General features: G+C 71.1%; 21 protein-coding genes and 4 pseudogenes. 16 read left to right on the top strand and 9 right to left on the bottom strand.

Annotated features, from left to right (window positions below; all coding sequences use genetic code 11):
* Window positions 1–184: 184 nt before the first annotated feature.
* From JN350_RS02235 to JN350_RS02220, 4 genes and pseudogenes are all read left to right on the top strand, one after another.
* Entirely contained in the window at window positions 185–832 is a 648-nt protein-coding gene (locus tag JN350_RS02235) for an ABC transporter permease (RefSeq protein ID WP_111083581.1), read from the top strand.
* Window positions 819–2,095, top strand: a pseudogene (locus tag JN350_RS02230) (ABC transporter ATP-binding protein). Before JN350_RS02235 ends, JN350_RS02230 begins: the two are co-directional and overlap by 14 nt.
* A complete protein-coding gene (locus JN350_RS02225; RefSeq protein ID WP_205463400.1) occupies window positions 2,092–2,853 on the top strand; it encodes an ABC transporter permease in 762 nt (253 codons plus the stop codon). The pseudogene JN350_RS02230 and the gene JN350_RS02225 overlap by 4 nt, the downstream one beginning before the upstream one ends.
* Window positions 2,850–3,866, top strand: a complete 1,017-nt coding sequence (locus JN350_RS02220; protein ID WP_205463399.1) for a glycine betaine ABC transporter substrate-binding protein — start codon at window positions 2,850–2,852, stop codon at window positions 3,864–3,866. Before JN350_RS02225 ends, JN350_RS02220 begins: the two co-directional genes overlap by 4 nt.
* Here the strand turns inward: JN350_RS02220 and JN350_RS02215 are convergent.
* Complete coding sequence (locus JN350_RS02215) at window positions 3,853–4,482, bottom strand: TetR/AcrR family transcriptional regulator (RefSeq protein ID WP_205463398.1); 630 nt, start codon at window positions 4,480–4,482, stop codon at window positions 3,853–3,855. The genes JN350_RS02220 and JN350_RS02215 overlap by 14 nt on opposite strands.
* Before the next feature lie 160 nt (window positions 4,483–4,642).
* On the opposite strand from JN350_RS02215, the gene JN350_RS02210 reads away from it, so the two are divergent.
* Genes JN350_RS02210 through JN350_RS02200 form a run of 3 tightly spaced genes read left to right on the top strand, consistent with a single transcriptional unit; the run spans window position 4,643 to window position 7,136 of the window.
* Entirely contained in the window at window positions 4,643–5,308 is a 666-nt protein-coding gene (locus JN350_RS02210; protein WP_240347485.1) for an ABC transporter ATP-binding protein, read from the top strand.
* Window positions 5,305–6,582 (top strand): ABC transporter permease, encoded by a 1,278-nt coding sequence (locus JN350_RS02205; protein WP_205463397.1) that lies wholly within the window; start codon window positions 5,305–5,307, stop codon window positions 6,580–6,582. Before JN350_RS02210 ends, JN350_RS02205 begins: the two co-directional genes overlap by 4 nt.
* A gap of 26 nt (window positions 6,583–6,608) precedes the next feature.
* On the top strand, window positions 6,609–7,136 hold the full coding sequence (locus JN350_RS02200) for a GNAT family N-acetyltransferase (RefSeq protein ID WP_111083574.1): 528 nt from the start codon (window positions 6,609–6,611) through the stop codon (window positions 7,134–7,136).
* A 31-nt stretch (window positions 7,137–7,167) separates the two neighbouring features.
* Here the strand turns inward: JN350_RS02200 and JN350_RS02195 are convergent, their stop codons facing one another.
* Window positions 7,168–7,446 (bottom strand): hypothetical protein, encoded by a 279-nt coding sequence (locus JN350_RS02195; RefSeq protein ID WP_205463396.1) that lies wholly within the window; start codon window positions 7,444–7,446, stop codon window positions 7,168–7,170.
* A gap of 98 nt (window positions 7,447–7,544) precedes the next feature.
* Here JN350_RS02195 and JN350_RS02190 point away from each other — a divergent pair, with 98 nt between their 5' ends.
* From JN350_RS02190 to JN350_RS02180, 3 genes and pseudogenes are all read left to right on the top strand, one after another.
* Complete coding sequence (locus JN350_RS02190) at window positions 7,545–8,213, top strand: hypothetical protein (protein ID WP_111083572.1); 669 nt, start codon at window positions 7,545–7,547, stop codon at window positions 8,211–8,213.
* Window positions 8,214–8,253: 40 nt separating this feature from the next.
* Window positions 8,254–9,698: pseudogene (locus tag JN350_RS02185) on the top strand (phytoene desaturase family protein).
* 5 nt (window positions 9,699–9,703) lie between these two features.
* Window positions 9,704–10,147: an SRPBCC family protein gene (locus JN350_RS02180; protein ID WP_205463395.1), complete on the top strand. Its 444-nt coding sequence runs from the start codon at window positions 9,704–9,706 to the stop codon at window positions 10,145–10,147.
* Window positions 10,148–10,222: 75 nt separating this feature from the next.
* Here JN350_RS02180 and JN350_RS02175 read toward each other — a convergent pair.
* Window positions 10,223–11,040: pseudogene (locus tag JN350_RS02175) on the bottom strand (shikimate 5-dehydrogenase).
* Between the two features lie 78 nt (window positions 11,041–11,118).
* On the opposite strand from JN350_RS02175, the gene JN350_RS02170 reads away from it, so the two are divergent.
* From JN350_RS02170 to JN350_RS02160, 3 genes and pseudogenes are all read left to right on the top strand, one after another.
* On the top strand, window positions 11,119–12,057 hold the full coding sequence (locus tag JN350_RS02170) for an NADP-dependent oxidoreductase (RefSeq protein WP_240347484.1): 939 nt from the start codon (window positions 11,119–11,121) through the stop codon (window positions 12,055–12,057).
* A gap of 92 nt (window positions 12,058–12,149) precedes the next feature.
* Entirely contained in the window at window positions 12,150–12,344 is a 195-nt protein-coding gene (locus JN350_RS02165; RefSeq protein ID WP_111083567.1) for a PspC domain-containing protein, read from the top strand.
* Between the two features lie 34 nt (window positions 12,345–12,378).
* A pseudogene (locus JN350_RS02160) lies at window positions 12,379–13,774 on the top strand (L-serine ammonia-lyase).
* Window positions 13,775–13,802: 28 nt separating this feature from the next.
* On the opposite strand, the gene JN350_RS02155 reads toward JN350_RS02160, so the two are convergent.
* The 6 genes from JN350_RS02155 to JN350_RS02130 form a co-directional block, all read right to left on the bottom strand.
* A complete protein-coding gene (locus JN350_RS02155) occupies window positions 13,803–14,639 on the bottom strand; it encodes a class II fructose-bisphosphate aldolase (RefSeq protein ID WP_205463394.1) in 837 nt (278 codons plus the stop codon).
* Window positions 14,636–15,595 (bottom strand): 1-phosphofructokinase family hexose kinase, encoded by a 960-nt coding sequence (locus JN350_RS02150; RefSeq protein ID WP_205463393.1) that lies wholly within the window; start codon window positions 15,593–15,595, stop codon window positions 14,636–14,638. The genes JN350_RS02155 and JN350_RS02150 overlap by 4 nt, the downstream gene beginning before the upstream one ends.
* Window positions 15,596–16,015: 420 nt before the next feature.
* A complete protein-coding gene (locus JN350_RS02145; RefSeq protein WP_205463392.1) occupies window positions 16,016–16,711 on the bottom strand; it encodes an amidohydrolase family protein in 696 nt (231 codons plus the stop codon).
* Window positions 16,708–17,007 (bottom strand): ROK family protein, encoded by a 300-nt coding sequence (locus JN350_RS20020; RefSeq protein ID WP_205463391.1) that lies wholly within the window; start codon window positions 17,005–17,007, stop codon window positions 16,708–16,710. The genes JN350_RS02145 and JN350_RS20020 overlap by 4 nt, the downstream gene beginning before the upstream one ends.
* A gap of 94 nt (window positions 17,008–17,101) precedes the next feature.
* Window positions 17,102–17,611: an ROK family protein gene (locus tag JN350_RS20015; RefSeq protein WP_205463390.1), complete on the bottom strand. Its 510-nt coding sequence runs from the start codon at window positions 17,609–17,611 to the stop codon at window positions 17,102–17,104.
* Entirely contained in the window at window positions 17,611–18,372 is a 762-nt protein-coding gene (locus JN350_RS02130) for an SIS domain-containing protein (RefSeq protein WP_461963501.1), read from the bottom strand. Before JN350_RS02130 ends, JN350_RS20015 begins: the two co-directional genes overlap by 1 nt.
* Before the next feature lie 265 nt (window positions 18,373–18,637).
* Here JN350_RS02130 and JN350_RS02125 point away from each other — a divergent pair, with 265 nt between their 5' ends.
* The 3 genes from JN350_RS02125 (at window position 18,638) to JN350_RS02115 (ending at window position 22,154) form a co-directional block, all read left to right on the top strand.
* Window positions 18,638–19,408, top strand: a complete 771-nt coding sequence (locus JN350_RS02125) for a DeoR/GlpR family DNA-binding transcription regulator (protein WP_205464337.1) — start codon at window positions 18,638–18,640, stop codon at window positions 19,406–19,408.
* A gap of 146 nt (window positions 19,409–19,554) precedes the next feature.
* A complete protein-coding gene (locus JN350_RS02120) occupies window positions 19,555–20,805 on the top strand; it encodes a Gfo/Idh/MocA family protein (RefSeq protein WP_205463389.1) in 1,251 nt (416 codons plus the stop codon).
* Between the two features lie 23 nt (window positions 20,806–20,828).
* Window positions 20,829–22,154 (top strand): ABC transporter substrate-binding protein, encoded by a 1,326-nt coding sequence (locus JN350_RS02115; RefSeq protein ID WP_205463388.1) that lies wholly within the window; start codon window positions 20,829–20,831, stop codon window positions 22,152–22,154.
* The last annotated feature ends 219 nt before the right edge of the window (window positions 22,155–22,373 follow it).

The following is a 22,373-nucleotide window of genomic DNA, read 5'->3' as shown; positions in this document are numbered from 1 at the left end:
CGTTCTCTCAGGCTCGACGGTCGAACTGCCTGTTGACCAGGGGTTCTCGTCCGACCATCTGCACAGGAAACGATCGCTTCCGCTGCGCTTCGTCGTGCGACCGGTCCGTGCCCTGCGTAGCTTTGGCGCAGCTTGTGCCCCGACCCGTGGGCAGTTCGGCCGACCGGAAGGGGAGCGCCCACCCGTGTTCCAGTACGTCGTGGAGCGATGGAGCCAGATCTGGTTCTCGTCGTGGCAGCACTTCTCACTGGTGGTCCAGTGCACGGTGCTCGCCACGGTCATCGCCGTGGTGCTCGCCACACTCGTCTACCGCAGTCCCCGCCTGACCTCCGTCGCGAACGGGGTGTCCGCCATCGGCCTCACCCTGCCGTCCTTCGCGGTCATCGGCCTGCTCATCGTCCCGCTCGGCTTCGGTGTCCTGCCGTCGGTGGTCACCGTCGTCTTCTTCGCCGCGCTCCCCATCCTGCGCAACGCGGTCGTCGGCCTCGCCGAGATCCCGCCGAGCGTGGTCGAGTCCGCGCGTGGCATCGGCATGAGCCGGTTCCGGACCCTCGTGCAGGTCGAACTGCCGATGGCCTGGCCGATCATCCTGAGCGGCGTCCGCGTGTCCGCCCAGATGGTGATGGGCATCGCAGCCATCGCCGCGTACGCGCTCGGCCCCGGGCTCGGTGGCTTCATCTTCTCCGGACTCTCGCGCCTCGGCGGCGCGAACGCCCTGTACTCCGTGGTCGTCGGGGTGGTCGGCGTCGTCCTGCTCGCCCTCGTCCTCGACCTGCTCCTCCTCGGCCTCGGCCGCCTGACCATCTCGAGAGGTATCCGTGTCCAGCACTGACTCCGCCACCACCACCGCGCCCGACGGGGACGTCACCGGCCGCAGCATCCTGCTCGACGAGGTCACCAAGCGGTACCCCGGGCAGTCGAAGCCAGCCGTCGACGGCATCACCCTCGAGATCCCGGCCGGCAAGATCGTCATGCTCGTCGGCCCGTCCGGCTGCGGCAAGACGACGACCCTCAAGATGATCAACCGCCTGATCGAGCCCACCGAGGGCCGCATCGTCGTCGGTGACGACGACGTGACCGGCATCGACGCCGACGAGCTCCGCCGCCGGATGGGCTACGTGATCCAGGCTGGCGGGCTCTTCCCGCACATGACCGTCGCGGCGAACATCGCGATCGTGCCGAAGATGCTCGGCTGGTCGAAGGAGAAGATCGCGGCGCGCGTCGACGAGCTGCTCGACCTCGTCTCGCTCGATCCCGACACCTACCGCGACCGCTACCCCCGCGAACTCTCCGGCGGCCAGCAGCAGCGTGTCGGCGTCGCCCGGGCGCTCGCCGCGGACCCGCCCGTCCTGCTGATGGACGAGCCGTTCGGTGCGGTCGACCCGATCACCCGGCAGCGCCTGCAGGACGAGCTCCTGCGCATCCAGGAAGAGCTGCACAAGACGATCGTCATCGTCAGCCACGACTTCGACGAGGCCGTGAAGCTCGGCGACTGGATCGTCATCTTCACCGAGGGCGCTCACATCGTGCAGTACGACACCCCGGAGCGGATCCTGGCGGAGCCGGCGAACGAGTTCGTGGAGAACTTCATCGGCTCGGGCGCCGGGTTGAAGCAGCTCACCCTGAACCGCGTCCGCGACGTCGAGGTCGTCTCCGCGGTGACCTGCTCCCCGGTGAGGAGGCGAAGGCCGTCCTGCAGCGCATGCAGGAGGCAGGAGGTCACGGGCACGCCGTCGTGGTCGACCGTCGGCAGCGGCCGATCGGCTGGCCATCGCGCCGGCAGCTCGAGCGTCTGGACCGGATCCCGGACGGCGTCGACCCGGAGCTGCCCATCGTGGGCGAGGCCTCGACGCTCAACGACGCGCTCGACACCATGCTCGTCTCGAGCGCCGGGGCCGCACTGGTCACCGGTCGGGGCGAGGCGTTCCGCGGTGTCATCACGGTCGAGGTCGTCATGGAGGCCATCACCCGGTCGCGGGCGGCAGCGGCCGACGACCGTGCGTACACGCCGGTCGGCACGAACACCAACCAGATCGAGACGCTGCCGTCCTCGTCGGCCGCGCCCGTGATCGCGCCCTCCGGGGAAGACCTGTGAGTGCTGTCGCCGCCGGGCCCGCCACCGGCGCCAGCACGTCCTGGAAGGGCCTGCTGTTCCAGCCGATCGCGATCCTGGTGGTGCTGGCCGGGTTCGTGATCTGGCTCGCCACTGCCGACCTCACCCCGACCGAGCGCACGACGCTCAACCCGTCGGACATCCTCGACCTGACCGGGCAGCACCTCGTGCTGACCCTGCAGGCGACGGTGCTTGTGCTCGTGGTCGGCATCCCGCTCGGCATCGTGCTCACCCGTGGGCCACTCCGCCGGGCGAGCCCGTACGTCCTCGCCGTCGCGAACTTCGGGCAGGCGGCCCCCGCCGTCGGCCTGATCGTGCTCCTCGGAGCGTGGCTCGGCCTGAACTCGTGGTCCGCGGTCGTCGCCCTCGTCCTGTACGCCATCCTGCCGGTGCTCCGGAACACCATGATCGGCGTGCAGAGTGTCGACTCCCGGCTGGTCGAGGCCGGCCGCGGCATGGGGATGAGCGCCTTCAGCGTGCTGATGCGCGTCGAACTGCCGCTCGCGGTGCCCGTCATGCTCTCCGGCATCCGGACCGCTCTGGTGCTGCTCGTCGGCACCGCGAGCCTGGCGACCTTCATCGGCGCGGGTGGCCTCGGCCTGCTCATCACGACCGGGGTGAACCTGTTCCTGCCGAAGGTGCTGGTGTCCGGCGCGCTGCTGGTCGCCCTCCTCGCCCTCTCCATCGACTGGCTCGGCCGCGTGGTCGAGACCGTCGCACGACCGAAGGGACTCCGATGAACCGCCGCACCCGCCGCATCCGTACCCGGGTCGGTGCCGCCGCGTTCGTCGCCGGTGCCACCGCGCTCGTGCTGACCGGTTGCGGTCTGCAGCCGGCGACGTCCTTCGTCCCCGATGCTGCTCCGGGCACCATCCAGCGCATCGACGATCTGCCGGCCGGCGCACACATCACCGTGACGTCGAAGAACTTCACCGAGCAGCTCGTCCTCGGCAAGGTCGCTGTGCTCGCGGCGAAGGCTGCCGGGTTCGACGTCACCGACGAGACGAACGTGCCCGGGAGCGTCCCCGCCCGGCAGCTCATGACCACGCACGACGCGGACATGACGTACGAGTACACCGGCACCGCGTGGCTGACCTACATGGGCCACGCCGAGGGGATCCCGGACAAGACCGAGCAGTGGGAAGCGGTCAAGAAGGAGGATGCCCGCAACGGGCTGACCTGGCTCGAGCCGGCGCCGATGAACAACACCTACGCGTTCGCGGTGCGGGACGAGGCGGTCAAGGAGCTCGGCGACGTCACGACCCTGTCCGACATCGCGAAGCTGCCGGTCGACCAGCGCACCTTCTGTGTCGAGTCCGAGTTCAACTCGCGTGCCGACGGGTTCAAGCCGATGCTCAAGAAGTACGGCTTGGAACTCGGCGGTTCGGGCGACAACGGGATCCCGAGTGACAACGTCAGCATCCTCGACACCGGCACGGTCTACACGGCCACCGACCGGGGCAAGTGCAACTTCGGCGAGGTCTTCACCACCGACGGCCGCATCAAGTCGCTCGGTCTGACCGTGCTCGAGGACGACAAGGGCTTCTTCCCGGCGTACAACGTCGCCCCGGTGCTCGACTCGGCCACCCTGAAGGAGTACCCGCAGCTCGCGGACGTCTACGACCAGATCTCGCCGAAGCTCACCGACGCCGTGCTGCAGGAGCTGAACCGTCAGGTCGACGTCGAGGGGCGCGAGCCCGCCGACGTCGCGTTCGACTGGATGGTGAAGGAGGGCTTCATCACGAAGCCGTGACCCGCGCAGCCGTGTCGCGGATCGACGCGACGACGCGGGCGCGGACCTCGTCCGGGTCGGAACCCTCGTGCCGCGCCGAACTCCGCAGGCCGGTCATGCACATGCCGAGCAGCATCTCGGCGGCCTGCGGGGTCGCGGCGTCCGGCCCCCACGCCGGATCGCGTTCGAGGATCGTGCGCACCGCACCCGTCATCGCCTCGGCCACGGTCGTCATCCGGCTGACCTGGCGGCGCATGAGCTGCGGGAAGCGCACGATGATCTCCTTCCGGGCAAGCCGCTCGTGCTCGTCGCCGAACGACGAGCCGAACACCAGGAACGCCAGGTCGACCACGGCCTGCGCAGCCGGCTCTCCCGCGACGGTCTCGAGGTGCGCCGCCAGGGTCTCGGCGTCCAGGTCGAGCTCGGTGTGCCCGAGGACCGCGTCCTCCTTGCTCTCGAAGTAGTTGAAGAACGTGCGGGGCGACACCTCGGCGCGTGCGGCGATCTGTTCGATCGTGGTGTGGTCGATGTCCTGCTCGAGCGCGAGGGACCGAGCCGCCTCCGCGATGCGGTGGCGTGTCTCGATCCGCTTGCGGTCGCGCAGACCCATCTCGGTGGCGGGCGCGGTGTCGGGCATGGCCCGACTGTAACCGGAACGTCACATGATCTACAGCAAACGCAAACTTGCAGTCGTGCAGCGGACACTACGGTGGGGCCATGACCACTCCCGTGCTCGAGGCCCGTGACCTCGCCAGGACCTACGGCCGAGGCCCGACGCGGTTCGACGCGCTCAAGGGGTGTCACTCCAGGTGCACCAGGGCGAGAGCCTGGCGATCGTCGGCAAGTCCGGATCGGGCAAGTCGACGCTCATGCACCTGCTCGCGCTGCTCGACAAGCCGTCGACCGGGCAGGTCCTGCTCGACGGCACCGACGCGGCGACGCTCGGCGCCCGCCAGGTGAACCGCACACGCAACAGCACCTTCGGGTTCGTGTTCCAGCAGTTCTTCCTGACCCCCAAGACCTCGGTCCTCGACAACGTCGTGCTGCCGCTCAAGATCGCGGGCGTCTCCGGGGCCGAGCGGAAACGACGCGGCATGGCGGCGCTCGACTCCCTCGGTCTGGCCGACAAGGCGAAGAACGACGCCAACGACCTGTCCGGCGGGCAGAAGCAGCGCGTGGTCATCGCACGCGCGCTGGTCGGCGAGCCGAGCGTCATCTTCGCCGACGAGCCGACCGGCAACCTCGACACGAACACCGGGCAGGTGGTCGAGGACATGCTCTTCGGCCTGCAGCGCGAACGCGGGATCACGCTCGTCGTGGTCACGCACGACGAAGAACTCGCCGCCCGCTGCGACCGCAGCGTCAACGTCCGCGACGGACTCATCGTCGGGGGATCGGACGGCACGCCCACCGCCGGTGCCGCCGTCGACCAGCAGGCCACGCACGGAAGGCACTCCGCATGAACTTCCTCGACCTGCTCCGCACCGCGGTCTCGAACACCTTCCGGTCGAAGCTGCGCACGACCCTGACCGTCATCGCGATCTTCATCGGCGCCTTCACGATCACGCTGACCTCGGCGATCGGCACGGGAGTCAGCAACTACATCGACACCCAGGTCTCGTCGATCGGCGACACCGGTTCCCTGACCATCACGAAGGCCGTCGACACCGCGTCGACCGACAGCGGCCCGGCGGAGTACGACCCCGACGAGTCCGGCCAGAGCGTGGACCGCGGCCCCGCGTCGTTCTCGTACCTGTCGCAGTCCGACGTCGACGACATCCGCGCGATCGACGGCATCAAGAGCATCCGTCCGGCGGTCGCGCTCGCCCCGAAGTACGCCGAGCACGGCGACGACGGCAAGTACGTCGTCTCGCTGACCGCCAACGCGGGTGAGCTCGACGCCGACCTGGCGAGCGGGAAGCAGCTCGACGACGACACCGACGCGAACCAGGTGATCCTGCCGACGAACTACCTGGAGAACCTCGGACTCGGCAGCGCGAAGGCCGCCGTCGGCAAGGACCTCACCTTCGCGGTGGACGACTACCAGGGCAAGGAGCACACCCTCACCGCGACGGTGGTCGGTGTGCAGAACGAGTCGCTGTTCGGCGGCGGTGCCGGGGCGAACGCCGCGCTCACCGACGCGATGCAGGCCGCGCAGGAGATCGGCAAGCCGGACTCGATCGCGACCTCGTACGCCAGCGCCACCGCGACGCTCGACTCCGGGGCCTCCGCGACCACGGTCAAGAAGGCGCTGTCGGACGACGGGTTCCTCGGGCAGACCATCCAGGACCAGCTCGGACAGTTCCAGACCGTCATCAGCGGCATCGTCGGGGTCCTGAACGCCTTCGCCGTCATCGCCCTGGTGGCTGCGGGCTTCGGCATCATCAACACGCTGCTGATGAGCGTGCAGGAACGCACCCGCGAGATCGGCCTGATGAAGGCGATGGGCATGGGCGGCGGCAAGGTCTACACGCTGTTCTCGCTCGAGGCGGTCTTCATCGGGTTCCTCGGCAGCGCCATCGGAGCCGGTGTCGCGATCCTGCTCGGCACCGGCATCTCGAACGTGCTCGCCGGCACGGTGCTCAAAGACCTGCCGGGCCTGCAGATCATGCAGTTCGCGCCGAGTTCGGTGGCGACGATCATCCTCGTCGTGATGTTCATCGCGTTCCTCGCCGGCACCCTCCCCGCACGCCGCGCCGCGCGGCAGAACCCGATCGAGGCGCTCCGGTACGAGTAGCGCCCGGCGTGCATAGTCTCTGACGGGTGGCGGCATTCGGGCGGGACCTCGGCGACGGGTACACGCTGACGCTGCGCGACCTGACGACGGTCGACCCGGTGCTGGAACTCGTGCGCGCGAACCTGGACCGGCTGCGTGCGGCCGAACCGTGGGCGTGGGATCCGCAGGACCGCGAGACCATCGGACTGCACACCGAACGGCTGCTCGGCCAGTTCGCGATGGACCGCGCGCTCCCCTGCGTCATCCGTTCCGACGACCGCATCGTCGGGGTGGCGTCGCTGACCTTCGACCCGTACCTGGGCCAGGCGTCACTCGGCTACTGGGTGGACGCCGGACACGAGGGCCGCGGTGTCGCGGGGCGGGCCGCCGGGGTCCTGGTCGAGGTCGCGCGGGCACGCGGCACCGCACGGCTCGAGATCCGGACCGGGGTCGACAACGTCCGTAGCCGCGCGCTCGCCGAACGGCTCGGGTTCGCCCACGAGGGGACCCTGCGGGGTGCGCTGCCGCTCGGCCCCGTCCGCGCCGACGTCGCCGTCTACGGCCTGCTGCTCTAGACGACACCCCCGCCTCCGCCGTGCGTGCGCGTCAGGAGCTGTGCGTCGCGCCCTGCCAGACCGCGAACACCCCGCCGACGACCGCCAGCACGAGCAGCAGGATCCAGACGGCGAGCGCGATGAGGTTCAGGAAGATCCCCCAGCCCGCGCGACCACGGGCGAGCGGCTCCCGGCTCCGCGATGCGACGCCCAGGCACAGCCCGACGATCGGCGCGATGAACGTCCAACCGGCGAGCAGCGAACAGATCCCGAGGACGAGGCTCGCGGTGCCGAGACCGGTGCGGGGGACTCCGTGTACGTGACCATGCACCCGACGCTACGGAACCACTCGGGGCGTGTCGTCCCTCCAGGGCGTGATGCGGGTCCACCTGCCGACGGATGGTCACCGGACGCCGGTATCGTCGGAGCATGGCCTTGTTCGGACGACGCAACCACGACGTGCGCGATCGACCCATCAGCCAGGTCGAACTGAAGCGGGCCGTCGACGAGGGGTTCCTCATCGCGAAGGCCGCGGTCACGATCGCGGTCGGCAACCGGATCATCACCAATGCGCTGCGCGACCAGGGGTACTTCGACCACGCGCTGATCGCCGAGGCCGCGCGCGAGGAGCTCCACCGCATGGCCGAGGAGCAGCGTGGCGACGCCGCGCGCATGCGGGAGATCCGGTCGACGTCGAGCAAGTCGAAGGGCCGCTCACGGCACCAGCACGACTACCGCCGGGGTGACGACCTCAAGCTGCGCACGCGCGAGGCGACGTACGAGCAACTCGCGACGATGCTCGACAAGCGCCGTGACGACCAGCACTTCGTCGACGGCATCGTGCTCGCCGCCCGTGCCCGAGCCTGGGACGACATCGGCACCACGGTGGTCGGGCGCCTCGGCTGGGCCCAGCGTCCGGCGGACGACTACGAGATCGGCCGCGACGACCGCCTGCAGCAGATGCTCGACGAGGACTTCGCGACGTTGCTCGCCGAGCACCCCGTGGGCTCGACCCCGGTCGACGCCGACGAGCCGGACGACGCCGACGGCGACGAGGACGGCTCCGACCCCGCAGACCCCGACGTCGCCCGCCCCTGAACCGGGACCACGCGCAGACACGAGTCCCTAGGCTCGGACCATGGTTGATGCGGTCGTGGTCGGTGCCGGTCCGAACGGACTCGCGGCGGCGGTGACACTCGCCCGCGCGGGCCTGTCCGTCGAGGTGGTCGAACGGAACGACACCATCGGCGGCGGCACCCGCACCGAGGAACTCACGCTGCCGGGGTTCCTGCACGACGTCTGCTCGGCCGTGCACCCGATGGCCCTGCAGTCCGAGTTCTTCCGGCTGTTCCGCATGGAGGAGCGCATCGAGCTCCGTCTGCCCGAGGTGCAGTACGGGCACCCGCTCGACGGCGGTCGCGCGGGCATCGCGTACCAGGACCTCGAACGGACGGCCGCCGAGCTCGGCGTGGACGGCCCGGCCTTCCGGAACCTGATGGGCCCGCTCGCCCGCGCGGCCGACCAGGTCGCCGACTTCGCCACCGACGCCCTCCTGCACGTGCCGCGGCACCCGCTCACGGTGCTGCGGTTCGGCCTCCGCGCTCTCGAGCAGGGCAGCAGTGCCTGGAACGCCCGCTTCCGGCAGGACGCCGCGCCGGCGATGGTGTCCGGCGTCGCCGCGCACTCCATCCAGCACATGCCCTCGCTGTCGACGGCCGCCGCGGCGCTGTCGCTCGGCGCCTACGCGCACGCCCGCGGCTGGCCCGTGCCGATCGGCGGCAGCCAGGCGATCGTCGACGCGCTCGCCGACGACCTCGTCGCGCACGGCGGACGGATCGTCACCGGGCACGAGGTCCGGTCGCTCGGCGACCTCACCCCGGCGAAGGCGGTGCTGTTCGACACGAGTGTCCCCGGCATGCTGCGGATCGCCGGGTCGCAGATCCCCACGCCGAAGCGCGGTGCGCTCCGCCGGTTCCGGTTCGGCAACGCGGCCGCGAAGGTCGACTTCGCACTGTCCGACCCGGTGCCGTGGACGAACGAGGCGCTGCGCCGGGCCGGCACCGTGCACATCGGTGGGACACGAGCCGAGATCGCGGCGGCGGAGGGCTCCGTCGCGCGCGGTCAGCACGCCGAACGGCCGTACGTGCTCGGCTCCGAGCCGACCGTCGTCGACCGGACCCGTGCGCCGGAGGGAAGCACGTCTTCTGGGCCTACGCGCACGTGCCGTCGGGGTCCGACGTCGACCAGACCGAGGCGATCACGCGCCAGGTCGAACGGTTCGCGCCGGGCTTCCGCGACACGATCCTGCACACGTCGAGCCGCACGGCTGCGCACATGTCGGACCACAACCCGAACTACGTCGGCGGTGACATCGCCGCCGGGGCCGCGAGCTTCTGGCAGCTCGTGAAGCGCCCGGTGCTGTCCAGTGACCCGTGGCGGATGGGCGGTGGCATGTACCTGTGCTCCGAGTCGTCCGCCCCCGGCCCCGGCGTGCACGGCATGGCTGGTTGGCGTGCCGCGAAGAGTGCGCTCCGGCACACCTTCGGGCTGCCCGACGACGTCGACCTCACCCCGGAAGGCTGATCACCATGGCGAAGAACGTCCGCATCCTGCACTGCGCTCCCGAGGACGTCTTCGACGTGCTCGGCGACGGCTGGCTCTACACGACCTGGGTGGTCGGTGCCTCGCGTATGCGTGGTGAGGAACCCGGTTGGCCAGCGGTCGGCACACACCTGCACCACTCGTTCGGTGCGTGGCCGATCGTCATCGACGACGTCACGACGTCCTTGGTGTGGGACCCGCCCCACCGCATGGTGATCCAGCCGAAGGGGTGGCCGATCGGCGAGGCCCGTGTGGAAATCACCGTGGAGCCGCACCGCAAGGGCTGCAAGGTCACGATCGTCGAGAACGCCGTCGCCGGTCCGGGCGCCCACGTCCCCGACTTCCTCATGCAGCCGCTCATCTGGGTGCGCAACCACGAGACGCTGCGCCGGCTCGGGTGGGTGGCCGTCGGACGCGCGGCGAACGCCTGAGACGTCCCACGAGACGGACGGGAGGCCCGTGGCGGCGCCGCCACGGGCCTCCCGTCCGTCTTCTGGTCGCGTCGACTACTCGGCGCGCGAGAACTCGCTGGCGCGCGCCACCTGGTCGTCCGTCAGGGCGACGCCCGTGTACCGCTCGAACTGGCGGGCCGCCTGCAGCGCGATGACCTCCGCTCCGGTGATGACGTGCTTGCCGGCATCCCGCCCCGCACGGACCAACGGGGTCTCCGACGGGAACGCGACCACGTCGAAGACCGTGTGGGCCGCCTCGATCCGGCCCTGCGCGAAGGCGAGCGCGTCCTGCTGGTCGCCCCGCATGCCGAGGGGCGTGACGTTGACGACCAGGTCGGACTCCCCGCCTCGCGCTCCTCGGCGACCCACTCGTAGCCGTACTGCGACGCGAGCGCCGAACCGGTCTGCTCGTTGCGGGCGACGACCGTCAGGCGGTCGAAGCCGGCGCCGCGGAAGGCAGCGGTCACGGCCTTCGCCATGCCGCCGGAGCCGCGGAGCAGCACGCGGGACGCGGTGTCGACGTCGTGCGAGGCGAGCAGCGCGGCGATCGCCTCGTAGTCGGTGTTCGACGCGGTGAGCACGCCGTCGTCGTTCACGACCGTGTTCACCGACTGGATGGCGGCGGCGGACTCCTCGATGTGGTCGACCAGCGGGATGATCGCCTCCTTGAAGGGCATCGACACCGAGCAGCCGCGGATGCCGAGGGCGCGGATGCCGGCCACGGCGCCGGGCAGGTCGGTCGTGGTGAACGCCTTGTACAAGAAGTTGAGCCCGAGCTCGTCGTACAGGAAGTTGTGGAACCGGGTGCCGATGTTGCTCGGCCGGGCCGCGAGCGACATGCAGACCTGCATGTCCTTGTTGAGGATGGGCATGGGATCAGTCTCCCACCGTTGTCGCGATGGAGCGGTCCAAGCGGACTGTTCGTGGGGCTCGGGGTACCGTCGGACGCGATGACTGAGATCCCGGAGACCATGCGCGCTGTCCGCTTCGACGAGTGGGGCGACCGCTCCGTGCTGCACGTCGCCGAGGTCCCCGTCCCCGAGGCCACCGCCGGTCGGGTGCTCGTGCGCGTCCGCGCCGCCGGCATCAACCCGGGCGAGTCGGCGATCCGTCAGGGGCTGTTCGACGGCGGGTCCTCCGACGCGCTGCCGTCCGGTCAGGGCACCGACTTCGCCGGCATCGTCGTGGCTGTCGGCGAGGGCGTCGACGGCGTCGACGAGGGCGAAGAGGTCCTCGGCTGGTCGTGGGACCGCGCGAGCCAGGCCGAGTACGTCTCGGTGCCGGCCGAACAGGTCGTGCAGAAGCCGCGACTGCTCGACTGGACCGTCGCCGGCGGGCTCGACATCGTCGCCACCACCGCTGCCGCAGCCGTCCGAGCCGTCGACCCCCGACCCGGCGAGACCGTCGTCGTGTCCGGTGCCGCCGGTGGTGTCGGCGGGTTCGTCACGCAGCTGCTGACGAACGAGGGCATCGACGTGATCGCGATCGCGTCCGAGGCGAACCACGAGTGGCTCCGGTCGAAGCGTGCACGGCCCGTCGCGTACGGCGAGGGCCTGCACGAGCGGATCACCGAGCTCGCCACCAACGGCATCGACGCTGTCATCGACACGTACGGTCCGGAGTACGTGCACCTGGGGATCGCCCTGGGCGTGCCGGTCGACCGCATCGAGACGATCATCGCCTTCGAGGCCGCCGCCGAGGTCGGTGCGAAGGCCTCCGGCAGCGCGGACACGGCCGACCCGGAGATCCTCGGCGCCCTGGCGATGCAGGTGGCGAACGGCGAGGTCGAGGTGCCGATCGCGGCGACCTACCCGCTCGACCGGGTGCAGGACGCCTACGAGCAGCTGGAGCAGCGGCACACCCGCGGGAAGATCGTGCTGATCCCCTGACGGCTGTCCTGGCCGTTCGGGGGTTGTCCCCACCGTTCTCCGGGGTACTGCCCGGATGCCCTCGCTCGTCGCCGGTGCGTAACGTCGTCCCCATGAGCACTCTCTCCCGGCCCCGCAACGGCCGCATCCTCGCCGGTGTCTGCGCCGGCCTCGCCGACCGCTTCGGCCTGTCCCGTACCCTCGTCCGGATCGGCTGGGTGATCCTGAGCCTGTTCCCCGGGCCGCTGTGGATCGCCTACGTCGTCCTGTGGTTCGTGGTGCCGGCGGAGGGCAACACCCGCCGCTGAACCCCGGTCCGTCCGGACGGGTTAGTGTGGCGGCGTGCCGGTCTCCGTCTTCGATCTGTTCAGCGTGGGTGTCGGTCCCTCGAGCTCGCACACCGTCGGGCCGATGCGGGCCGGCGCCGAGTTCGCGTCCCTGATCGCCGGGCTGCCCGTCGCTTCCGTGGCCGTCGACCTGTACGGCTCACTGGCGTCGACCGGGCAGGGCCACGGCACCCTCGGCGCCGTGGTCGCCGGCCTGATGGGGTCCCACCCCGAGACGGTCGACCCGGACGCGATGTCGTCGGCGCTCGACGCCCTCGAACGCGACGGCCTGCTCCGGCTCGACGGTGGGGCGACCGTGCCGTTCCGGATCGCCGACATCGTGCTGCACCCTCACGATGCTGCCCCGGCACCCGAACGCCATGCGGCTGCGAGCCCGTGACGGAGCCGGTGCCGACCTGGCTGACGAGACGTACTACTCGATCGGTGGTGGCTTCATCGCGCGCGACGGCGTGGACGACGGTGCCGAGGACGACGGCGCCGTGGTCGCGGGGGCGGCGATCCCGGTCGACGACCGCGTCCCGTTCGCGTTCTCGAGCGGCGCCGAGCTGCTGGCCGCCTGCGCTGCCTCCGGTCTGCCGATCAGCGGGGTGGCGCTCGCCAACGAGTCGGTCACCCGGTCCGACGCCGACGTCCGCACCGGGCTGCTCGACATCCACATCGTCATGGACTCGTGCGTCGAACGCTCCGTCCGCCGTGACGGATGCCTGCCCGGCGGACTCGACGTCCGGCGTCGCGCAGCCACGTGGCACGAGCAGCTCACGCGCGAGGACCCCGACCACGACCCGCTGTTCGCCATGGAGTGGGTGAACCTCGTCGCCATGGCGGTGAACGAGGAGAACGCCTCCGGCGGCCGGGTCGTCACCGCACCCACCAACGGCGCCGCCGGCATCATCCCCGCGGTGCTGTACTACGCGCTCACCTACGTCCCCGCGATCACCGCTGCCGACCGGGACGACGCAGTCGTGCGGTTCCTGCTCACAGCCGGCGCCGTCGGGTCGATCTACAAGGAGCGCGCGTCGATCTCCGGCGCCGAGGTCGGTTGCCAGGGCGAGGTCGGCTCGGCCGCGTCGATGGCGGCCGCCGGACTCGCCGAGGTCCTCGGGGGCACCCCGGAACAGGTCGAGAACGCCGCCGAGATCGCGATGGAGCACAACCTCGGGCTCACCTGCGACCCGATCGGTGGCCTGGTGCAGATCCCGTGCATCGAGCGGAACGCGATCGCGGCGAACAAGGCGATCAACGCCGCACGGATGGCCCTGCGCGGGGACGGCGTGCACCACGTGTCGCTCGACCAGGTCGTCGAGACGATGCGGCAGACCGGCGCGGACATGTCGACGAAGTACAAGGAGACCGCCATGGGCGGGCTCGCGGTGAACGTCCCGCTCTGCTGAGGACTGCGGCTGCCCGGGCCACCACCGCTCAGCCGTGCAGGAGCGTCAGCAGTCGTGCGGTCTCGCTGGAGATCGCCTCGCGCCCCGCCGACACGTACTTCCGGGGGTCGACCAGGTCGGGCCGCTCATCGAGCACGGTGCGCAGGGCACGGGTGAACAGGCCGTTCAGATGGGTCGAGATGTTGATCTTCGTCATGCCGGCCTGCACCGCGCCGCGCAGTTCGTCGTCGGACAGCCCGGACGAACCGTGCAGGACCAGCGGGACCGGCACCGCGTCACGCAGGCGTTCCACCAGGTCGCGGTCGACCGAGGCCTCGCGGGTCTGCATCGCGTGCGAGGTCCCGACGGCGACGGCCAGGGCATTGACTCCGGTGTCGGCCACGAACGCGGCGGCATCGGTGGGGTCGGTGCGGACACCCGGAGCGTGCACGCCGTCCTTGCCGCCCACCTCGCCGAGTTCGGCCTCGATGGCGACGCCTGCGGCGTGACACCGGACCGCGAGGTCACGGGTGGCAGCGACGTTCGCCGCGAAGTCCAGGTGCGAGCCGTCGTACATGACGGAGTCCACGCCGAGGTCGATGCCGGCGGTGACGAGGTCCGGGTCCTCGATGTGGTCGAGGTGGACCAGGACGTCGACGTCGGCGGCTCGCGCGATCGCCTGGGTCGCGGTCGTGATCGGCGCGAGCCCACCGTGGTACCGGACGCAGTTCTCGCTGATCTGCAGGATGACGGGGAGTCCGGCGCGCTCGGCCCCGGTGACGATGGCCTCGGCGTGCTCGAGCAGCACGACGTTGAACGCGCCGACGCCGCGGTGTGCCGTGCGGGCGGTGTCGAGCAGGCCCGTCAGGGCGAGGTCGGTGATCATGCTGGGGTCCTCGTTCGGTCGGGGTGGATCAGGAAGCGGTGGACGTCGGCGGGGTCGACCTCACCCGCCACCGGGCGCAGGACGGCCGCGGCCCCGTGGGCAGCGGCGGACCGGAGCGCTCGGAGCAGGGTGTCGTCGGCGAAGGGGGCACCGGCGCTCTGCTGGTCACCCGCGCGGACCAGGGCACCGACCAGACCGGCGGTCGCTGCGTCGCCCGCCCCGGTCGGGTTGCCCGAGACGCCGGGCACCGCCGGGACCTCGAGCACGTGGTCCGTGGTGTGGGCGGCGATGCCGTCCGCTCCGCGGGAGACCACGACGACGCCGGCGCCGCGTTCCAGCAGCCGGAGGGCGGCGGTGCGTTCGTCCGCGGCGCCGGTGGCCTCGAGCAGTTCCTCGCGGTTGGGCTTGCAGACGGTGGCACCCGCGCTCGCCGCCGCCAGCAGTGCGGCACCGGAGCAGTCCACGACGCTCAGGACGCCGTGCTCACGGGCCGTGGCGACCCAGCTCGCGACGACGTCGGGTGTGGCACCGCCGGGCAGCGAACCGGACACCACGAGGGCGGTGGCGTCGTGGCGGCCGAGCAGTCCGTCGACCGCTGCGGCGACGGCGTCCCACTCGGTGCTGGTGAGCACCGGGCCGGGCTCACCGAACATCGTCGGGTGGGCGACGTCGTCGACCACGGTGACGGTCGTGCGGGTCGTGCCGGACACCACGACGTCGGTGTGGCCGAGGCCGAGGTCGTCGAGCGCGTCCGAGATCCAGCGGCCGGGCGTCTCCCCGAGGGGCAGGACGGCGTGCGTCGCGACACCGGTCGCCGCCAGGACCCGGCCGACGTTCAGGCCCTTGCCGCCCGGGTGCCGTGCGACGTCGAGGACCCGCTGGGTCTCGCCGATGCGCTGTTCGGCGACCCGGTACGTCACGTCGACGGCCGGGTTCGGGGTGACGACGACGATCACGAGACCACTGCCGTCCGGAGGGGTCCCGCACCGCACCGGTGTCGGGGTCGAGGACGAGGAGGTCGGCGGGTGCGCCGACCGTGAGCGGTGCCGGTCGACCGAGCAGCCGAGCCGCACGCGTGGCGGAGGCGGCGACGACCTCGGGCACCGCGACCCCGCTCGTCAGCAGCCCGCGGACGGCGTCGGCGACGGTGATCGTGCTGCCCGCCAACGACGACCCGTCGGCGAGCACGGCGACCCCGCCGCGGACCGTGACCGCGGACCCGGCGATGGTGTGGTCACCGTCGGGGCAGCCCGTCGCCGACATCGCGTCGGACACGAGCACCAGGCGGCCTGGCGCACTCCGCTGGACGAGCCCAATCGTGGTCGGGTCGAGGTGGTGTCCGTCGACGATGCACTCGAGCAGGACGCGGTCGTCGGTCAGGGCAGCCCCGACCGGCCCCGGCGTGCGGTGGTGGAGCGGTGGCATGCCGTTGAACAGGTGCGTGACGAGCGTGGCGCCGGCGTCGATGGCGCGGCGGGTCTGCTCGGCGGTGGCGTCGGTGTGCCCGATCGCCACGACGACCCCGGCGGCGACGCACCGCGACACGGTGTCGAGGGCGCCGGGAGCTCGGGGGCGAGTGTCACGACCCGCAGCGCGCCGTCGGCGGCCGCCAGGTACGTGTCGACCTCGAGCGGGTCCGGGGCGTGGAGCAGGTCCACCCGGTGGGCTCCGCGGCGGGCCGGGGACAACCACGGCCCTTCGAGGTGCAGGCCCGCCAGCGTTCCGTCCGAGGTGAGCGGGCGCAGGCGCGTGAGCGCTGCGACGGTGTCGTCGGGACGCCCGGTCGCGATCGAGGCGACGAGCGTCGTGGTCCCCCGTGACCGGTGGTGCGCGGCCGCCGCTCGGGCGTCCGCTGCGGAACACGTCGCGAAGTCGTGGCCGAGTGCGCCGTGGGCGTGCAGGTCGACGAGGCCCGGCACGACGGTGCCCTCGACGGTGACCGCGGAGTCCGCGCGCGGCGGTGTGCCGGCACCGACCGCGAGCACGGTGGCGTCGTCGCCGAGGACGAGCCACCCGTCGTGCAGGTCGTGGGCGGCGGTCACGATGCGTGGCGCGCGGACGAGCGTGGTCACAGCAGGACCCCGGCCTCGAGCACCCGCCGTGCGAGCAGACCTGCGCCGATGGCTCCGGCGGCGTCGCCGTGGGCGGCCGGCAGGATCTCCGGTGCGCGGACCCCGACGAGTCGCTCGGCCACCGCCGTGCGGAGCGGCCCGAACAGCAGCGGGCCGGACTCGGCGAGTCCACCGCCGACGATGACGGTGTGGCAGCCGGCGACCGCGGTCGTCCAGGCGAGGGCGTCCGCGAGCACGGCGACGCAGTCGTCCCAGACGGCGGTCGCCACGGGGTCGCCGTCGCGCACTCGGAGCATGGCTGCGTGCGCCGATGCCGACCCGGAGCGGCGTGCGACTCCCCGGCCGATGCGATCTCCTCGACCCGGAGCCCCGCGTGCGGTCCGGACGGGATCAGCACCTGGCCGATCTCCCCGCCCATCCGCCGCCGGACACGACCTGGCCGTCGACGACCAGCGCGCTGGCCAGGCCGGTACCGACGGGCACGAACGCGACCGATCCGCGGGACAGTGCCGAGTCGCCGGTGTGGGTCTCGGCGAGGGCACCGGCGCGGACGTCGTGGCCGAAGGCGATCGGGACGTCGACACCGCGTCGGACGAGCTCGGCCCGCACGAGGTCGCGGACCGGCACGTCCCGCCACCCGAGGTTCACCGCGAGGACGACGGTGCCGGCGGATTCGTCGACGACGCCCGGCGTGACGAGCCCGACGGCGTCGAGCCGACCGCGGTCGAGTGCCCGCACTGCCAGGTCGGCGACGGCGACGGCCAGTCGGAGCCCCGACGGATCGTCGCGCGGCGTCGGGACCCGGGTGTCGTCCAGGACGAGTCCGTCGGCGTCGGTCAGTCGGGCCTTGGTGCCCGTGCCGCCGACGTCGACCCCGAGCACCGCGCCTGCGCCCGCCATCAGGTGAGGATGACCGACCGCGTCAGCGAACAGGGGTTGTCCGGGTCCAGCCCACGGCCCTCGGCCAGGGCGACGGCGAACCGGTGCACGACGACGAGGCCGGCGATCGGGTCGAGGTCGTGCTGCACGAAGCGCGCACCGGTGGCGGCGACCTCGTCGGCCAGCCCCTGCGGTGCGGCACCGAGCGACCAGACGAGCCGGCCGGGCTGTGCGATGGCGATCGGCCCGTGCCGGTAGTCCATCGCCGGGTAGGACTCCGCCCAGAACTGCGCGGCCTCCCGCGTCTTGAGTGCGGCCTCGAACGTCAGGCCGACGGCGGCACCGCGGCCCACGAACGAGACCTGCTCGGCGTCGAGCAGGTCGTCGATCGGCAGGGTCAGCGCGATCTCGGCCTGGGCGGCGAGGGCCTCGACGTCGTCGCCGATCGACCCGCGCAGCAGGGCGAGCGCCGTGGTGGCGAACCGCGTCTGCACGACGGAGCGCTCGTCGGCGAAGGGCAGTGCGACCACGTCGTCGGCGACGGCCGCGGCGGGACTGTCCGCGACGGCCGTGATCAGGACGGTGCGCTGCGACGGCAGCGCCTGCAGCAGGTCGACGATCTCGGTCGTGGTGCCCGAGCGGCTGATGGTGAGCACGCGGTCGTACTCGCGCGATGCGGGGTACTCGGAGCCGGCGAAGGCGTCGGTGACCCCGAGGCCGGCCTGCTCACGGGCGACGGCGTAGCTCATCGCGATGAACCAGCTCGTGCCGCAGCCGATCACGGCGACGCGTTCACCGGGCTGGGGAGCGCGTCCGAGAAGGTCGGCAGGAGTGCTGCGGCAGCGCGCCAGGTCTCCGGCTGGGAGGCCAGTTCGGCGCTCACGAAGGTGTCGGTCATGGGAGCCTTCCGGTCCGGTTCGATCCGGGTGATCGATGATCAGGAAGCGTAGCGAGCGATCGTGCGCGATGGAAGACCAAAGCGTCAATTCCGATCACCAAGCGGTCGCGATGGCACCGTAGGATGGCCGTCATGACCCCCAACAGCGGCTGAACGCCCTGCTCGAACTGGTGAGCGAACGCGGCAACGTGTCGATCGCCGAGATCGAGGAGCTGCTGGGGATCTCGGCCGCCACGGCCCGACGCGACCTCACGACGCTCGCCGACCAGCGGCTCGTCACGCGCACGCACGGCGGCGCCGCGGCGCTCGGTGCCGGCTACGAACTGCCCCTGCAGTACAAGATCGCGCGCCAGGCCGAGGCGAAGACCGCCATCGCCCGCGCCGCCGCGCGACTGGTGCAGCCGGGTGAGACCGTCGGGTTGAACGGTGGGACCACCACGACCGAGGTCGCTCGTGAACTCGGCAAGAGCGAGCGGTTCATCCGTGCCGACGGCGAGTTCGGGATCACCATCGTGACGAACGCGCTCAACGTCGGGTACGAACTGTCCGTCCGCGCCAACGTCAAGATCGTGGTCACGGGCGGGGTGGCGCGTCGGCAGTCGTACGAGCTCGTCGGCCCGCTCGTCCGCGACACCCTCGACGAGTTCGCACTCGACCTCGTGGTCCTCGGGGTGGACGGGCTCACCGGGCAGTACGGCGCCACGACCATGCACGAGGGCGAGGCCGAGGTCAGTCGGCACTTCGCCTCGGTCGGCCGACGGGTCATCGTGGTCGCCGACTCGACCAAGATCGAGCGGTCGACGTTCGCCAGGATCTGTCCGCTGGACCGCATCGACGTCCTGGTCACCGACCAGCCCGTCCCGCCGGCCTTCGCAGCCGACCTCGCCAGCGCCGGCGTGGAGCTCGTCGTCGCCGACTGAGCCGATGGACGAGCCCGGATCCCGGGCGCGACGTTTCGATCGTGTAAAACCCTCCCGCCGTGGACCCATGAGCGATCCATGAGCGCCTATTGTGCATTCATGATCGATTCGGCATCATGGGCGTCACAATCACGCAAGGGAGCGAGATGAGCATGGGCGTTGACAACGGGATACTCCGCGTCGCGGTGATCGGCATGGGCCAGCGGTCCGCCATCGCACGGCACGTCGCCGAGGCGGTCGCCGCGGACCCGGCACTGCGGGCGCAGGTCGTCGCCGTGGCGGACGTCACCGCAGCGGGCCGCGAGCGCGGGCGGGCCGAGTACCCCGATGCGCTGGTGGTCGAGCACCACCGGGACCTCACGGGCCAGGTCGACGCCGCGATCGTGACCACTCCGGACCGGACGCACGCCGAGATCGCGATCGAGCTGCTCCGCGCGGGCATCGCCGTCTACCTCGAGAAGCCCCTCGCCATCACGGTCGAGGACGCCGACGCGGTGCTCAACACCGCGGCCGAGACGGGCACCCCGCTCTACGTCGGCCACAACTTCCGCCACGCGGCCGTCGTCCGCCTGATGCGCGAGATCGTCGACCGCGGCGAGATCGGTGCGGTCAAGGCCGTCTGGTGCCGCCACTTCGTCGGCAACGGCGGGGACTACTACTTCAAGGACTGGCACGCCGACCGTGCGAACGTCAACTCCCTGCTCCTGCAGAAGGCCAGCCACGACCTGGACGTCATCCACGCGCTCGGCGGCGGGGACACCAGCCGCGTCGTCGGCATGGGGTCGCTGTCGGTCTACGGCGACGTCACCGACCGACGGGACCGCAGCGGCGAGCTGATGGGGGACTGGTTCTCCCACGACAACTGGCCGCCGCTCGCCCAGACCGGGCTGAACCCCGTCGTCGACGTCGAGGACGTCTCGATGGTGATGATGACGCTCGACAACGGCGTGCAGGCCAGCTACGAGCAGTGCCACTTCACCCCGGACTACTGGCGGAACTACACGGTCATCGGCACCGAGGGCCGCCTCGAGAACATCGGCGACACCGGCGGTGGCGTCGTGAAGGTCTGGACGCACCGTCGTGGCTGGGACACCGCGGGGGACCGCGAGTACCCGATCGACGGCGTCGAGGACGGCCACGCCGACGCCGACCTGATCACCATGACCGAGTTCCTCCGGTCCGTCGCCCTCGGTGAACCGACGGAGCTGTCCCCGATCGCGGCGCGCGCCGCGGTCGCCGCCGGTGCCCTGGCGACCCGCTCGCTGCGCACCGGTTCCGTCCCCATCGACGTCCCGCCGCTGCCGGCCGAGACGATCGCGCACTTCAGCCGGCCCGCCACACCCGCCACACGACCCGCTCCGCACCCCACCCACCCCGCCCAGACCGTCGGTTCCTGACGGCCGTGCGAAAGGACCTCCCGATGACCGCACACATCCCCGCCCGAGGAACCGGCGTCCGCCGGATCCTCGTCGGCGCCGTCGCCGCCCTCGGCGCGGCCGCACTCCTCGCCGGGTGCTCCACGTCCTCCGGGGCGTCGAGCTCCGGCGGCGACTACACCGCCGCCGCGAAGGACACCAAGGCGAACCTGACGTACGCCGTCTGGGACGAGAACCAGGTCAAGGCGATCAAGGCCAACCTCGAGGGCTTCAACGAGGAGTACCCGCACATCAAGGTCAGCGTCGACGTCACGCCGTTCGCCAACTACTGGACGAAGCTGCAGACCCAGGGCTCGAGCAACACGCTTCCCGACCTGTTCTGGATGAACGGCCCGAACTTCCAGCTGTACGCGGCCAACGGCAAGCTCGCGCCGATCACCGGCGAGGTCGAGGCCGGCGACATCGACCCCGCGAAGTACTCGAGCGCGCTGAACGACCTGTACACGTACGACGACACCCAGTACGGCGTGCCGAAGGACTTCGACACCATCGGCGTCTGGGTCAACAAGGCCCTGTTCGCGAAGGCCGGCATGGACCTGCCGTCGAAGGACTGGACCTGGGACGACTTCCAGAAGACCGGCGCCGAGCTCAGCGAGAAGCTCAAGGCCGACGGCGCGTACGGCGCGGCCGGCGGCATGGACGGCCAGACGACCTACTACGACACGATCTTCCAGGCCGGGGGATCCGTCGTGAACGCGGACGGCACGAAGTCCGAGTACGACTCGAAGGCATCGGAAGCGGGCCTGCAGTTCTGGACGGACCTGATCGACTCGGGCGCTTCGCCGTCGATCAAGCAGCTCACCGACACCACCGCCGACCAGTGGTTCACCTCGGGCAAGCTCGCGATGTACCAGGGCGGCAGCTGGTTCCGCTCGGCCCTGACCGGCACCGCGATGGAGAAGGACATCGTCGTGTACCCGCTGCCGAAGGGCAAGGAGCAGGCGACCGTCATCCACGGTGTCTCGAACGTCGTGTCCGAGGCGAGCAAGAACAAGGCCGCGGCGCAGGCGCTCCAGGTCTACCTCGCCGGCAAGACCGCACAGCAGCAGCAGGGCGACATGGGCGCCGTCATCCCCGCCTACGAGGGCACGCAGTCCGCCTTCACGAAGACGATGCCGGACGCCGACCTGCAGGTGTTCCTCGACGCCGTCGACTACGCCAAGCCCCTGCCGGTGTCGAAGAACACCGCTGCGTGGAACACCCTCGAGACCAACCTCCTGCCGAACGCCTTCGACGGTTCGACCCCGGTCGACGACGTCGCGAAGCAGCTCGCGCAGAAGATGGACGCCGCCCTCGCCAAGGAACAGTGAGTCCCGAGCCGATGACGATCAACACCGAGCGGCCGCCGGCCGCCTCCACCCCCGCCCGGACGACGCGTTCGTCCGGGCGGGGCGCCCGGCCCGACGGCCGGCGGCAAGCGCGCACCCCGACGGACCGACGGCTGGTGGCCGTGGCTGTTCGTCCTCCCGCTGCTCATCGGCGTCGGCACCTTCTACATCTGGCCGATCATCCAGACGTTCTGGTACTCC

Source organism: Curtobacterium sp. 24E2 (assembly GCF_016925595.1).
GTDB lineage: Bacteria > Actinomycetota > Actinomycetes > Actinomycetales > Microbacteriaceae > Curtobacterium.
The sequence above is the reverse complement of the archived record's forward strand: the minus strand, read 5'-3'. Positions and strand labels throughout refer to the sequence as shown.

Bases quoted from the DNA above. Each gene is read 5' to 3' on its own strand.
- JN350_RS20020 (WP_205463391.1), bottom strand. From the start codon at position 17,007: ATGCTCCGAGTGCGCGACGGCGACCCCGTGGCGACCGCCGTCTGGGAC.
- JN350_RS02190 (WP_111083572.1), top strand. From the start codon at position 7,545: ATGGCCTTGTTCGGACGACGCAACCACGACGTGCGCGATCGACCCATC.
- JN350_RS02120 (WP_205463389.1), top strand. From the start codon at position 19,555: ATGAGCATGGGCGTTGACAACGGGATACTCCGCGTCGCGGTGATCGGC.
- JN350_RS02170 (WP_240347484.1), top strand. From the start codon at position 11,119: ATGACTGAGATCCCGGAGACCATGCGCGCTGTCCGCTTCGACGAGTGG.
- JN350_RS20015 (WP_205463390.1), bottom strand. From the start codon at position 17,611: ATGGCGGGCGCAGGCGCGGTGCTCGGGGTCGACGTCGGCGGCACGGGC.
- JN350_RS02165 (WP_111083567.1), top strand. From the start codon at position 12,150: ATGAGCACTCTCTCCCGGCCCCGCAACGGCCGCATCCTCGCCGGTGTC.
- JN350_RS02115 (WP_205463388.1), top strand. From the start codon at position 20,829: ATGACCGCACACATCCCCGCCCGAGGAACCGGCGTCCGCCGGATCCTC.
- JN350_RS02180 (WP_205463395.1), top strand. From the start codon at position 9,704: ATGGCGAAGAACGTCCGCATCCTGCACTGCGCTCCCGAGGACGTCTTC.
- JN350_RS02155 (WP_205463394.1), bottom strand. From the start codon at position 14,639: ATGATCACCGACCTCGCCCTGACGGGCCTGCTCGACACCGCCCGCACG.
- JN350_RS02215 (WP_205463398.1), bottom strand. From the start codon at position 4,482: ATGCCCGACACCGCGCCCGCCACCGAGATGGGTCTGCGCGACCGCAAG.
- JN350_RS02205 (WP_205463397.1), top strand. From the start codon at position 5,305: ATGAACTTCCTCGACCTGCTCCGCACCGCGGTCTCGAACACCTTCCGG.
- JN350_RS02220 (WP_205463399.1), top strand. From the start codon at position 2,850: ATGAACCGCCGCACCCGCCGCATCCGTACCCGGGTCGGTGCCGCCGCG.